This is a genomic window from Ekhidna sp. (genome assembly GCF_040223195.1).
Taxonomy (GTDB): Bacteria; Bacteroidota; Bacteroidia; order Cytophagales; family Cyclobacteriaceae; genus Ekhidna.
Genome location: NZ_JAVKDX010000021.1, coordinates 169974 through 183280, shown reverse-complemented (window position 1 = coordinate 183280; position 13307 = coordinate 169974). Strand labels below are relative to the sequence as shown.

At 44.0% G+C, this 13307-nt stretch carries 9 protein-coding genes; 5 read left to right on the top strand and 4 right to left on the bottom strand.

The genetic code is table 11. The annotated features are described in order from the left end of the window. Positions 1–13 precede the first annotated feature (13 nt). Positions 14–1231 carry a hypothetical protein gene (locus tag RLN88_RS13385; RefSeq protein WP_350221915.1) on the top strand — a complete coding sequence of 406 codons (1218 nt, stop codon included), beginning with the start codon at positions 14–16 and terminating at the stop codon, positions 1229–1231. 83 nt (positions 1232–1314) lie between these two features. Further along, on the top strand, positions 1315–3669 hold the full coding sequence (locus RLN88_RS13380) for an ABC transporter permease (protein WP_350221914.1): 2355 nt from the start codon (positions 1315–1317) through the stop codon (positions 3667–3669). Positions 3670–3705: 36 nt separating this feature from the next. Here the strand turns inward: RLN88_RS13380 and RLN88_RS13375 are convergent, their stop codons facing one another. The 4 genes from RLN88_RS13375 to RLN88_RS13360 form a co-directional block, all read right to left on the bottom strand. Further along, on the bottom strand, positions 3706–4800 hold the full coding sequence (locus tag RLN88_RS13375; RefSeq protein WP_350221913.1) for a BamA/TamA family outer membrane protein: 1095 nt from the start codon (positions 4798–4800) through the stop codon (positions 3706–3708). Next, positions 4800–5420, bottom strand: a complete 621-nt coding sequence (locus tag RLN88_RS13370) for an FISUMP domain-containing protein (protein ID WP_350221912.1) — start codon at positions 5418–5420, stop codon at positions 4800–4802. The genes RLN88_RS13375 and RLN88_RS13370 overlap by 1 nt, the downstream gene beginning before the upstream one ends. Before the next feature lie 41 nt (positions 5421–5461). After that, positions 5462–6031, bottom strand: a complete 570-nt coding sequence (locus RLN88_RS13365) for a RidA family protein (RefSeq protein WP_350221911.1) — start codon at positions 6029–6031, stop codon at positions 5462–5464. A gap of 118 nt (positions 6032–6149) precedes the next feature. Further along, a complete protein-coding gene (locus tag RLN88_RS13360; protein ID WP_350221910.1) occupies positions 6150–7790 on the bottom strand; it encodes a M28 family metallopeptidase in 1641 nt (546 codons plus the stop codon). 119 nt (positions 7791–7909) lie between these two features. On the opposite strand from RLN88_RS13360, the gene RLN88_RS13355 reads away from it, so the two are divergent. The 3 genes from RLN88_RS13355 (at position 7910) to RLN88_RS13345 (ending at position 13305) form a co-directional block, all read left to right on the top strand. Continuing rightward, entirely contained in the window at positions 7910–9556 is a 1647-nt protein-coding gene (locus tag RLN88_RS13355) for a DUF8614 domain-containing protein (RefSeq protein ID WP_350221909.1), read from the top strand. Then, positions 9556–10236 carry a nitroreductase family protein gene (locus tag RLN88_RS13350; RefSeq protein WP_350221908.1) on the top strand — a complete coding sequence of 227 codons (681 nt, stop codon included), beginning with the start codon at positions 9556–9558 and terminating at the stop codon, positions 10234–10236. The genes RLN88_RS13355 and RLN88_RS13350 overlap by 1 nt, the downstream gene beginning before the upstream one ends. A 201-nt stretch (positions 10237–10437) precedes the next feature. Then, positions 10438–13305, top strand: coding sequence for an ATP-binding protein (locus tag RLN88_RS13345; protein WP_350221907.1), 2868 nt, complete (start codon positions 10438–10440; stop codon positions 13303–13305). Positions 13306–13307 lie beyond the last annotated feature (2 nt).

Sequence of the window (13307 nt, the reverse complement as noted above, 5' to 3'; positions counted from 1 at the left end):
CTAACTTTTTATTATGATGAACTTACGAAGATTTCTTCAGCTCCTATCCTTTTTGTTTTTACTCACCAGCCAGGCTCAAACTCCAAAAGAGAATGAATTGTATGGATTACTGGATGACTTACTGGAAAATGAAAGCCGACATCTATACTCAAGAGATGCCATTTCTGAAGAGTATTACATCACAGGATATGATAAGATTACGGTAAAGGAAGAGGATAGAAGGAGGAGTTTCTCCGCACTTTCAAACAAAGCTGCTCAACCTATATTTATGAGCGAGATAGCAGATTCTGCAGTGTTCTACTACAAAAATAATCGTCTGAATAAAAAGCAGGAGTATCGTATCAGTCATCAATATTATTACTCAGAGGATACGCTTCATTTTATCGAACGAGAAAATGCAAGGGATAATGAACCTAATCTTTACATGCAATTTTTGTATAGCCGTGGGATGTCGGATCAGTATATTACTAATCTCATCACCACAAAAAACAGACTTGACCCTAACTCGATTATGACCTCTTTTATAAAAACCTATAAAACTGGCGATAAAACGGTTTTTGAGTCAGTAAACACATTTGAGAATAGTTCGAAAACCGGGCACACTTTTACCAGAACTTTTGCTACAGCATTTGGGGATAGACGAATTTCGGAGGAAACCATTCTACGCAACGATGGTACCTTCAGAATAAATAATGAGTATAAATACCAAATGGTTGATGGACTTTTGGTCCAAACAGTGATTGATAGTGAAAATGATAAGTATGCCCTCAGAACCAAATATGACAATCAGGGTAGAATCGTAGAAAAAGGAATTTATGAACGAAAACTGTATAGTGGAGAACTTAAATTCTTAATCCTCAACAAGGTCACATATAACAGCAGTGAAATCATCATCAACGAATATCAGGAGACCTTCCACAATGAGACCAGCCTGGAAAAGAACATTCACAAACAGTTCATCCTGAAGAAGAATGGCTTTAGAAATGCCATTAACTATTCCTATGGACTAAACGGTCAAAAAAATTTCCTAACATCAGATATCTCAGAGAAACTCATGGAAAACAATCTACTGGTAGAGAAAACTTTCAAAAATGGCAAAGAGCTAAACTCCATAAACTATCACTACATACTGGAAGGGGAATGGATTGGGCAAATCGAGGGTATTCTGTACTATCCTAATGAGGAACAGCCACATGGCCTGGTATATTTTTATGAGCGGATTTTTGAGTAGTGTAGCTCTGTTAAAGATTCTTAAATTCTTTAAGATCAGGCACTTAATTTAGATATTTGGTCTAGGTCAAAACTCAACTTACAATGCTAAAGAACTATCTGCTCGTTTCGCTTCGCAATCTGAAGAAGCACTTTACCTATTCATTTGTGAACATTTTCGGGCTTACCGTGGGGCTGGCCTGCACACTGATCATCGGCATCTGGGTGCATCAGGAATACAGCTATGACATGCATTTTCAGGATTCAGACAGAATTTTTCGGGTAGGGGTCAACTTCTTCAACATTGGAAATCTGGCCGTAGGTCCGGAGATTTTGCATGAGAAGCTAAGTGCGTACTCAGACGTGGAATATGTAACTTCTATGGGTTCCAAAGGGGATCTGACTTTCTTGGTAGAAAATCAGGAAATCACTATAGAGCGAGGCTTCAAAGGAGATAAAAATTTCTTCAAAGTTTTCTCTTACCCTTTTTTGCAGGGTGATCCCGCTACTGCTCTTGATGAGCCAAACACGGTGGTACTAACCGAAGAAGCCGCCATGAAACTGTTCGGTAAAACGGATGTGTTGGGACGTGTACTTGAGGCGAAGGACGATACCCGCACCTATAAAATCACCGGAGTAATTGATGGATCGAATCGATCACATATCCCAGCAAATATGTTCTTTTCGATGGAGGCACCAAACACAGGAAACTGGGCTTCTGCTTCATCTTATCAGTACGTAAAAATGAAGGGTGAAAACCCTGCTGTGCGACTGGCCGAAATTCTGGAAGAGCAGCAAGCTGAAATCCAGTCTATGTTTGCCCCCGATGTGCAGCTGGATGAATTCAAAGCAAGTGGTTCATACATCTTCCTACCGATGATGATCACAGATATCCACCTTCAGTCAGAGCAGAAATTCGAGCCTTCATCCACAGGAAGCAAACAAACCACAGATGTTTTTGCTGGCATTGCACTCCTTATTCTTGTGCTAGCAAGTATCAACTTCATCAATATCTCTACCGCGCGAGCTACCACCCGAGCAAAGGAAGTAGGCATCCGAAAATCACTGGGCACCAATCGGGCCGAACTGATCATGCAGTTTACGATGGAGTCCGTTTTGGTTTGCCTCATTGCTGTGACGCTAGCCATTGGCGTGGGAGAGATCTTCCTAATGATTTTTGAGAAGATCACAGGACTGGAACTACTATCCACGCTTTTTGGAAACCCGGAGCAGTTTATAATCATCTATCTAGGGGCGGTTTTGCTCGGTGTTGCAGCGGGCTCTTATCCCGCACTTTACATCACCAGATTCAAAGCGGTGCACGTGCTAAAAGGAAACCTGGAGACAGGAGAAAAAGGGATGCTCCGAAATGGCCTGGTGCTTTTCCAGTTTTCCATCTCCATCTGCCTGCTCATCGTGGCAATCTTCATTTATAATCAGCTCAGCTACATCGAAAACAAAGACATGGGCTTTGACATAGACAATGTGATGGTAGTGGAAATCATGCGGGATCAAACATTGAATGCCCAGATATTAAAAGAAGAACTGCTGAGAAAATCCTATGTTGAAGCGGTGAGTATCAACCAGAGAATGCCGGCAAATAGCAATACCCTTTCTATATCCTCTGTAACCAACGATGAAAAGAAAGAAGTGTACATTCAGCAATTTTCAGGTGATGAAGACTTGATGGACTGTTTAGGATTCCGGCTTTTGGAGGGTCGCAATTTCGACGAGGACATTGCTTCTGATACGGCTGCTATGATCATCAATGAATCGGCTGTGGCAGAATTGGAACTGGAAAATCCGGTAGGGAAAACAGTGAGTGATGGTGCCTATAGGATCATCGGGGTGATCAGCGATTTCAATTATGAGTCGCTAAAAAAAGAAGTTGGTCCAGCCATGCTAAAATTGGCTAAAGGTTCAGCCAATAATCTTTCCATCAAGTTTTCCGGGGAGAAGTCCCATGAGCTGATTGCCGACCTCAACAACATTTGGGCATCAATGGGTGCCAAAGGAGAGCCTAGCTATTATTTTCTGGATGAAAACTTCGCCAGACTTGTGGAGCGTGAGAAAGTGCTTTCCAAAGCGGTATTGGTCTTCACTATTCTGGCCATGTTCATTTCATGTCTGGGTCTTTATGGGTTGTCCATTTTCACTGCAGAGCGAAGAACGAAGGAAATCGGCATTCGCAGGGTACTTGGAGCTTCGGTGAGCAGCATCACACGCCTGCTTTCCCAAAATTTTGCCAAGCCGATCCTCATTGCTTTTGTGATCGCATCTCCCATTGCCTACTACATCTCAAAGGATTGGCTTTCAGATTACGCCTATCGCATTGAGGTTAGTTGGGTACCCTTTGCACTTGGAGGGTTCATTGCATTGATGCTGGGAATATTAACCATCTCATGGCAGTCTGTCAAAGCAGCACTGAGAAATCCGGTGGTGAGTTTAAGAAGTGAATAATGAAATAAGAAGAGGGGCCGAAAGACGCTTCTTCGTTTAGAATGCCTCGCTTACCCCGATGTAGATTCCGGTCTGGCCTCCCCTGCCCAACCCGATATCTAAGCGTGCATTGAGCTTGCGCTCCGGAATGATGGCCAACCTGCCCCCCACTCCTACCACATATTTAAACTCAGGTAGATTAAAGTCATTGATATCATAAGCCACATCCCCAACCCCGGCAAAAACAGTCATCCCGAATCGCCAGAAAAGTGGCCTACGATACTCCACCTGCGTGTAAGCAAGCTGTCGATCACGATAAAGGCTGGCATTGGCAATGCCCCTCAATCGCTCGTCTCCGCCCAACTGAGGCAGCTTGTAAAACGGAACATCCGATCCAAATGTAAGCTGTGTTTGAAACTGAAATGCGATGATGTTTTCTTTATTCACCACACTGATATATTTCCTGAAATCCGCCACATATCTGGCATAACTAAAATCACCTATGCCATTAAACACTACTCTGCTTGAGATGAAATATCCTTCCGTCGGATAGATGGTATAGTCCCGTGTATCGTACCGAAAAGCCGGACCAATACCGAACAAGTTGCCCCCCTCTCTACCAGTAGGATTATCTGTGTCGATCAGGCCGCCTGGGATTACTTTTCTTAAGGTAGTGAAATGCGCATCATACGCCACTCCAAAAAATATTCGATCATTCACGGGATGTAAAAACTGTCCCTCTATCTGAAAAAAACTATTTGTGTATTTCTCGGAAACATCAGGATCGTTGCTGTTGCCAATCCCGAAATAGGAGTCGGGAAAGTTGAAATACCGAACCTTGGCAACAAGGTTCTGACCATTAGAGAAATAATTATCAATGCTTATGGAGGCTATGGACTGCTTTTTCAGTGTATAAATGAAAAGGGGTGCTATGGAAGATTGACGATTAAACCCTGACGCGGAATCTGACTCCTTTTTCAATACCAGAATCCCCACCGCTCCCAATTGCAGGCTCGTTTCAGGGGCATAGCTAATCACCGGAAATACGGCAAATGAGTTCTTGCTATCCAGCGAGTCAGCCGTCTGCCCAAATAAAAAAAGAGGCACTAGTAGAAATGAACTGAGAATATTTCTCACCCTCTCATTCTTCATCAATTATGAAATTGCACGCATCTGCAACTTAAATAATAGCTATCTCCTACCTTGGAATGGTAGATATTTTGGTCATCCTTTTTCAGGGTGATGATACCGGCAGAATTACTATCCTTCAGCTCATTGTCCCACCAGTTTCCATGCTCGCCGATTCCTTTGAATTCTCCATCAGGTTGACCAAATCCCCCAAAAAGCATATCCATGTCACTTTCCTTTCCTTCGATCAAAAACTTCCCTGAATGATGCCACCCTCCAAAAAAATGAAGCAAGTGCTGCCACTCATGGATGGTGGGGACATGCCACCCTTCCGGGCAAGCAAGATTAGCTTGTTCATAATTGTAAAGTCGGCCAAAGGTGCCGGCATATTCCTCTGTATTATTATAAACCTTGGAGCCTGGCACTTTAAATTTTACATTCTCAGCAAACCATGTTCGCTTGATAAATGCGCCGTGGTGCTCCCTGATGAACGTGATGGTTTCGTAAGTCTGACCGTCGCGTGGGTCAGTATAGCTTCCCATTTCATGGGAAAAATGCTTGTTTTTCTCCTCCCGACTATGTTCCTGAGAAAAAGTCAAAAAAGACACCAAAAGCAATGCTGCAGCGATCGTAGTTTTTATCATGGCTATGTGATTTATCAGCAAAATAGTAAAAAACCAGACTTTTACTCCTGCACCTCCACGATCATCTCTATCTCCACGGCAATGTTTCGTGGCAAGGAACCCATCCCGACTGCTGCCCGAGCGTGCTTGCCCCGCTCACCAAATACTTCCACCAAGGTATCTGAGAAGCCATTGATCACTTCCGGTTGGTTTCCGAAATCAGGTGCACAATTGACCATGCCAAGCACCTTCACTATTCTCACCACCTTGTTTAGGTCGCCGATCTCAGCCTTTAGTGCAGAGAGCTGTGCCTGAGCCACCAGCTTGGCAGCTTCATAGCCTTCCTCAATAGTCAGATCTATGCCCACCTTTCCAGTCACATATCCCCCTTCGGGAAGATTAGGGCCTTTCCCGGCAAGGAAAACCAGATTCTGAGTCCGAACAGCATTGACATAATTGGCAACCGGGGCAGGCGGCTCCTTGAGGACAATGCCCATTGAAGCAATCTTCTCCTCCACATCATAATCATAAAGCTCTACGGTCTCTGTGGGCTTATCATGTGTATGTTCATGGCTATGCTGGCAGCCAAAAACAAAAGCAGAAATGGTCAGGGTTAGGATCAGGTTTTTCATAGATAAATCATTTTAAAGAATGTCATACTGAACCTGCCTGCTACAGGCAGGCGAAGTGAAGGATTTATTTTCAAAAGATAAGATCCTTCGTTTCACTCAGGATGACACTATAAGGTTGCTATTTCATACTATTCTCCCGAATGGACTTAAACTCTGAGCCATCTTTCCATGCGGGCCAGTCCTCAGAGTTGGCAACTCTCAGACCTACCTCCATTAACAAATTACCATCCAGCGCCATACCGTCAAATGTCCAGTAAGACGGATCATACTCATCCTGCGGACGGTGATATTGGGTGTTCAGGTAAATCTGGTTCAGGCTGTCGATATAATCCACGCCTTTGGTCATGTGCTCATAGGATCCGGAAGCATAAAGTGCAGGGATTCCCACCTTGGCAAACTGGAAATGATCGGATCGGAAGAAATACCCTTTCCCAGGATCAGGATCAGGAATGATGTACCTGCCCTGAGTCTGAGCAACATCCTCTGCAATATCTTCCAGCTCAGACTGTCCATACCCAACAACCGTCAGGTCTTTCATCGGTCCCCAGGCCGTGATGCCATCCATATTGATGTTGGCCACCGTTTGAGATGGTGGATAAATTGGGTTTTGTGCGTAATGCTTGGAGCCAAGCAAGCCTTGCTCCTCTGCAGTCACAGCAAGGAATACCACTGTCCGCTTTGGCTTAGTTTTCATTTTAGACATTGCCTCAGCAATTCCGAGCATAGTGGCAGTACCTGATGCATTATCATGAGCGCCATTGTAGATACTATCTCCATCGATCTCCTGGCCGATACCCAGATGATCCCAGTGTGCAGAGTAGATCACATATTCATCCGGTCGTTCCGTTCCGGTGATCTTTGCAATGACGTTCTTGGATTGATCTCGTTTGATTTTGTTTTTCACAGTCACGGTGGCATTCAGTCCCAAACTAAATGGCTTAAAATCCACACTTCTGGACATCTCCCCATAGTTTTTCATATCCTGACCTGAAGCCTCAAAGATTCTGATAGCTGCATCCCTGGTAATCCATCCAAGTACATCTGGTTGGAAATTTTCTCCTGATTGATCCAGATACAGACTTGCTCCCGACCAGGAATTTCTTACCACCAGCCAAGGGTATCCTGCCGGAACGGTCTCGTGAATAATGAGGCATCCCGCGGCTCCTTGTCTGGCCGCTTCCTCAAATTTGTACGTCCACCGACCGTAGTAAGTCATGGTCTCTCCTTTGAAAAAGGTGGAATCCCCGGAAGCAAACCCGGGATCGTTTACCAACACAATCACCGTTTTACCTTTCACATCCAATCCTTCGTAATCATTCCAGCCATACTCTGGCGCAACAACCCCATAGCCCGCAAACACCAGCTCAGAAGCATTCAAAGAGGTCTCTTCAACCACTCGCTCTGTGTAAGCCACAAAATCATCCAGCACATTAAGCACCACATCTTCGCTACCTCCCGAAATGGTCATGGTTTCAGATGGCATGGCTGTTAGTTCCACCATTGGTACTTCCTGAGAATAAGAGTCACCATTACCCGGTTCCAAACCATAAGATTTGAATTGATCAGCCAGATAGTTGACTGTTTTTATTTCACCTTCGGTAAATGGTTTTCTGCCTTGAAAATCGTCTGAAGACAGCACATGAATGTGTGCCTTCAGGGATTCCTCAGAAACGGATGGAGCATTGGTTTCCTCTGCAGTTTGCTGCTGGCAGGAAAAGGCAATAACCCCAAAAGATAAAATGGAAAGTAGCTTCTTCATAGTTTAGGTTAATTTCTTTGCCCACCAATTTAATTGAAAATAAAGAAGTGAAAGCAGGGCTTTAAATACGAGGCAGATTCTTCTTAACTTCGGTGACTCTAAACCCAACAATTAAAGCTATGATAAAGAAAATCCCAAGCATTAGTTTCATTGGTCTGTTGTTGCTGAGCCAATGTACTGCTCCTGAACAGAAAGAAACCGAAACTACGACTGAGCCTTCTCCGATGGAGGCCAAAGTGAATATTTATAAAAATGTGAAGCTGACTACCGATATCAGTCAACTAAGCGAAAACGAAAAGCAAATGATCCCTCTCATGATCGAGGTGTCCAAAATCATGGACGAGCTTTTCTGGTATGAGGCTTATGGGAAAAAGGATTCGCTGCTTGCTTCACTTACAGACCCGGCCACTAAGAAATATGTCTACATTAACTATGGCCCATGGGATCGATTGGCGAACAATGAGCCCTTTATAGAGGGAGTTGGGGAAAAACCGGAAGGAGCCAACTACTATCCTACTGATATGACCAGGGAAGAATTTGAAGCTGCTGATCTGGATGGAAAAACCAGCCTTTACACATTCATAAGAAGAGACGAGCAGGGAGACCTTATCGCCGTGCCGTATTATGAAATGTTTGCCGAGCAAGTGCAAAGAGCTTCTGATCTGTTGCGCCAATGTGCTGAACTGGCTGAAGACGAAGGATTAAAAAAGTACCTAAGCCTGAGAGCAGACGCACTCCTGAATGATGAGTATCAGCCAAGTGACATGGCCTGGATGGACATGAAAACCAATGGCTTGGATTTCGTGGTAGGCCCAATCGAGAACTATGAAGACAAGCTTTACAATTATAAAGCAGCACATGAGGCGTATGTGCTGGTGAAAGATAAAAGCTGGAGTGAGCGCCTTGCAAAGTATGCTGACTTCCTTCCTGAGCTGCAGGCTGGCCTGCCGGTGGCAGATGAATACAAAGCTGAAACTCCTGGTACCGATGCAGACCTGAACGCTTATGACGTGGTATACTATGCCGGAGATTGTAACTCAGGCTCCAAGACCATTGCCATCAACCTTCCAAATGATGAAGAAGTACAGTTAGCAAAAGGCTCCAGAAGATTGCAACTAAAAAATGCCATGCAAGCCAAGTTTGACAACATACTTGTACCAATCGCGGATGTGTTGATCCACCCCGATCAGCGTAAACACATCACGTTCGATGCATTCTTTGGCAATACCATGTTTCACGAAGTAGCTCATGGCCTGGGCATCAAGAACACGATCAATGGAAAAGGAACTGTGCGAAGTGCATTGAAAGAACATTCATCTGCCCTGGAAGAAGGCAAGGCAGATATCCTTGGTCTTTATATGATCACCCAGCTTCATGAAAAAGGAGAAATCGAAGGCGACCTCAATGACTACTATGTGACCTTCATGGCCGGAATCTTCCGATCCGTAAGATTCGGAGCGGCCAGCTCGCACGGCAAAGCCAATATGATCCGGTTCAATTTCTTCAATGAGTATGGCGCATTTGCAAAGGACGAGGAGACTGGTACATACATGGTAAACTTTGACAAGATGCGGGAAGCGATGGACGCACTTTCAGAAAAAATATTGACACTTCAAGGTGAAGGAGACTATGATGGAGTAGCTCAGTTGGTTGCCGAGAAAGGCAAGATTGGTGAAGTATTACAATCTGAACTTGACAGACTGGCTGATCAGAATATCCCGGTAGATATTGTATTTGAACAAGGTGTGGAAGTTTTAGGATTGTAATGGAGAAAAAGGAAATCAATGGTCATCCGCATGTAGCCTATCGAAGGGATACGTATGACCTGAAGGAAGCGGAAGAGCGAGCCAAGTCTTACTATGAATGGCTCGATACCAGGCGCACGGTTAGGGATATTTCGGACAAGCCTGTTAGCAAAGAATTGATCGAAAGCCTGATCATGGCCGGGTCCACCGCACCCTCCGGGGCTCACAAGCAGCCTTGGACTTTCTGCGCGATTTCCAATCGGGAGATGAAGAAAGCCATTCGTGAAGCCGCTGAAAAGGAGGAATACGATAGCTATCATGGCCGGATGAGCGAACGCTGGTTGAAGGATTTGGAGCCCATTGGCACGGATTGGAACAAGCCTTTTTTGGAGGAAGCTCCCTGGCTGATTGTGATTTTTAAGCGGGTCTACGAAATGGTGGATGGTGAAAAGAACAACAATTACTACGTGAACGAATCTGTGGGCATTGCTTGTGGTATGATTATATCGGCTATTCACAAGGCTGGACTAGTTACACTTACTCACACACCTTCTCCGATGAATTTCCTGACTAAAATCCTAAACAGACCAGATAATGAGCGCCCATACCTACTACTCCCCATCGGTTATCCAAAGGATGAAGTGTATGTTCCGGATCTGGAGAGGAAGCCATTGAAAGATGTGGCAGTATTCTATGAATGAAAAGTCCCCTCCTTGGAGGGGAATGGTGGCTATGTGACTAAACTGGCAGGATAATGAAGCAGGTTGGCAGAATTGTTAAAAACCAGACTTATACATTTACATTGAAATCCACCTAAATCACGCAAACACCGTGTAGAAGCTAAGCTCTCTTGAACATCTCAAGGGAGCTTTTTCTATATTAGTGAACAAGTGAATGCACGCATGCTAAAAAAATCAATTCTAACGCTAATTACATTTCTCCTGATTAGCCAAGCCGATGCTCAGCTTCGGCAGTTTTTAGATAGTCTGAAAAATGATCTTGCTACTGTTACAGATGATTCCTTACGCATGCGAGTACTGGATGAATTAGCCTGGACTTACAAACGAGTAAATGCTGATTCGGCACTGATGTATGGCAAAATGGGATTGGAAATTGCCAATCAAATGGATCCCGCTTTCCAGGCTACATTATTGGCCACCATTGGTGTCACTAAAAATGAGAATGGTATTGGTGATTTTGGAGTAAGTGAATTGAGACAAGCTCTTGAAATCAGCGAAAGCCTGGGTGACAAAAGGAGAATTGCTTCCAACTATACCAATCTGGGAAACTCCTTTGAAAGTCAAGGCAGATATGATTCTTCCATCTACTACACCACTAAAGCTATAGCACTGAAACTGGAAGTAGGAGATAGTATGTCTGCTGCCGGTACTATGGGTAATCTTGCACTTGCTTATGAGGGAATAGGAAATGTAGATAAGGCGTTGAGTTATTTAAATGAAGCATTGAAAATCATGGGACCGGCTCATCCAAGGGCCAAAGGAATTTTGCACAATATTGGTCTGATGCAAATGAAAAAAGGAGATTACGAAGCTGCCAGATCCTCTTTCATGAAATCAATCAAAGGAAGAAGTCTTAGCGATAACAAATCCACCTTTTCTTCCATTTATGGTAATCTGGGGATTACTTACCTCCGCGAAGAGAAGTATGATTCTGCGCTCTACTATACATTAGCCTCGTACAATCTAAAAAGAGAAATTGGTCAGCAAACCAATCTCCTGCACCCAATTGTCACTCTTTGCAAAATTTACTTAAACCTCAATCAATTTGATAAAGCCCGGACTTATGGAAAGATAGGCCTTGATATACTTGAGGAAAACCCTTCGCTCGACCACAGGATTGAGCTGCTAAGGGTACTTTCCAGAATAGAAACTAAATCCGGAAATTATGAAGCCGGATTTAAATACTATGATGAATATGACATTTTAAAAGATTCCTTACTGTCCAAGTCGGTTCTTCAGGCGGCTGAAGAAGCAGAGGCTAAGTTTCAAAATGCACTAAAAGAAAAGGAAAATCTCATTTTAAGGGAAGAAGCTCAAATTCAAAACCAACAAATCCGCTTTCAAAGTACAGTGATCATTTCGATCATTAGCATTGTAGTCTTATTGATCATCATTGCGATGCTTTTTAGGAAGCAACTCAACGAACGAAAAAAACTGCTCAGGAAAATTGAAGCACAGGCAGAAAAACTAAAAGAGCTGGATCAGGCCAAGACCCGCTTCTTCGCCAACATCTCGCATGACCTCAGGTCTCCCCTTACGTTGATCCTTGGCTCGCTGGATAAAATCACTGAGCGTGACTATGAGGTCCTGGATAAGGAGTCTAGGGAATTACTAGATATGGGCATCAAAAATGGCAAGCGCCTGCTCTACCTTGCTGATGAGATCATGGATTTGACAAGACTGGAGGAAGGAAAAGTCACACTTGATTTAGAGTATGTTAAAATTGTTCCTTACCTGCGCTTGCTCACCAAGATGTTTAGTAGTGCCGCAGACATCAAAAACATTGAGTTGCGATTTTCATCATACGCAGAAGATGAAACCACCTTACAAATCGACCCACATCAGTTTGAAAAGATCATCTACAACCTCCTATCTAATGCCATCAAGTTCACACCGGAAAAAGGAACCGTGGATGTAGAGTTAAATGCTGTCAATTCTCATGTAGAAATCTCTATCTCTGATTCCGGCCCGGGCATTCCTAAAGAAAGCCTGGAGTTGATCTTTGATCGCTACTATCAATCATCGAGTGCTAAATCATCACAAGCAGGAGTTGGAATTGGTCTGGCGCTGGTCAAAGAACTAGTAGAATTGCATGGCGGTACCATTAAAGCAACCAGTGGAAAAGAAGGGTCTGTTTTCACCATTCAGTTTCCATTTAAGAAAAGCGATTGGGTCTCCAAAGCAATTATCCCGGAACGGTCACTGGATGTAGTGACGCGAAATTCTCTCTGGATGGACCTCCAGGAAGAGCGTGAGCGCTTGCAAATTCCCGGCATCAAGAATGCTGATCAGAATGCTAAGGCAGTCCTAATCGTTGAAGACCACAAGGAGCTCCGCACCTATTTGCAAAGCATCCTCAACTCCAACTTCCGGATTTATCTGGCTGCCAATGGTGCCAATGCTTTGGAATTGCTTCAGTCTGAAAAAATTGATCTCATCATTACCGACCTAATGATGCCCTACATGGATGGATTTGAGCTGGTAGATCATCTGAAAAATGACAAGGAGCTGAAGAAAATACCGGTAATGGTGGTGAGCGCCAGAACGGACAAAAAGGAAAAACTGGATCTGATATCCAAGGGTGCCGAAGATGTGATCAGTAAGCCATTCGACAAGGAGGAATTGCTGGCTAAAATCCAGAACATACTTGGCAGAGATTGGGATAGTAGCCAAACTTTGACGAAACTCTATGGTGAGACGGTAGAGGAATTTGAGCGAAATGTGATGCACCGCCTGGAGACTCTCATCATCAAGCGAATCGATGATCCGCATCTCTCCGTTCTGGATCTGGCGGATGAAATGGCTGCCAGCGAGCGAAAAGTCTATCGCATGATCAAAAAAATCTCAGGTCTCACCCCTTATGAGTTGATCAAAGAAGTGAGATGGCAGTATCTGGAAAACTACCTGAAGAACAATAAAGTGAAAACGGCGACCGAAGCGGCACAAATCATTGGCATGAGCAATGCCAGCTCGTTTTCCAATCAATTCGAAAAACGATTCGGCTACCCATTCCGAGAAGCTATCAGCTAAAG

What these genes read in the sequence shown, in the direction of transcription:
- RLN88_RS13370 (WP_350221912.1), bottom strand. Translation starts at nt 5,420, where the DNA reads ATGATAAAAACTACGATCGCTGCAGCATTGCTTTTGGTGTCTTTTTTG.
- RLN88_RS13380 (WP_350221914.1), top strand. Translation starts at nt 1,315, where the DNA reads ATGCTAAAGAACTATCTGCTCGTTTCGCTTCGCAATCTGAAGAAGCAC.
- RLN88_RS13365 (WP_350221911.1), bottom strand. Translation starts at nt 6,031, where the DNA reads ATGAAAAACCTGATCCTAACCCTGACCATTTCTGCTTTTGTTTTTGGC.
- RLN88_RS13385 (WP_350221915.1), top strand. Translation starts at nt 14, where the DNA reads ATGATGAACTTACGAAGATTTCTTCAGCTCCTATCCTTTTTGTTTTTA.
- RLN88_RS13360 (WP_350221910.1), bottom strand. Translation starts at nt 7,790, where the DNA reads ATGAAGAAGCTACTTTCCATTTTATCTTTTGGGGTTATTGCCTTTTCC.
- RLN88_RS13345 (WP_350221907.1), top strand. Translation starts at nt 10,438, where the DNA reads ATGCTAAAAAAATCAATTCTAACGCTAATTACATTTCTCCTGATTAGC.
- RLN88_RS13355 (WP_350221909.1), top strand. Translation starts at nt 7,910, where the DNA reads ATGATAAAGAAAATCCCAAGCATTAGTTTCATTGGTCTGTTGTTGCTG.
- RLN88_RS13350 (WP_350221908.1), top strand. Translation starts at nt 9,556, where the DNA reads ATGGAGAAAAAGGAAATCAATGGTCATCCGCATGTAGCCTATCGAAGG.
- RLN88_RS13375 (WP_350221913.1), bottom strand. Translation starts at nt 4,800, where the DNA reads ATGAAGAATGAGAGGGTGAGAAATATTCTCAGTTCATTTCTACTAGTG.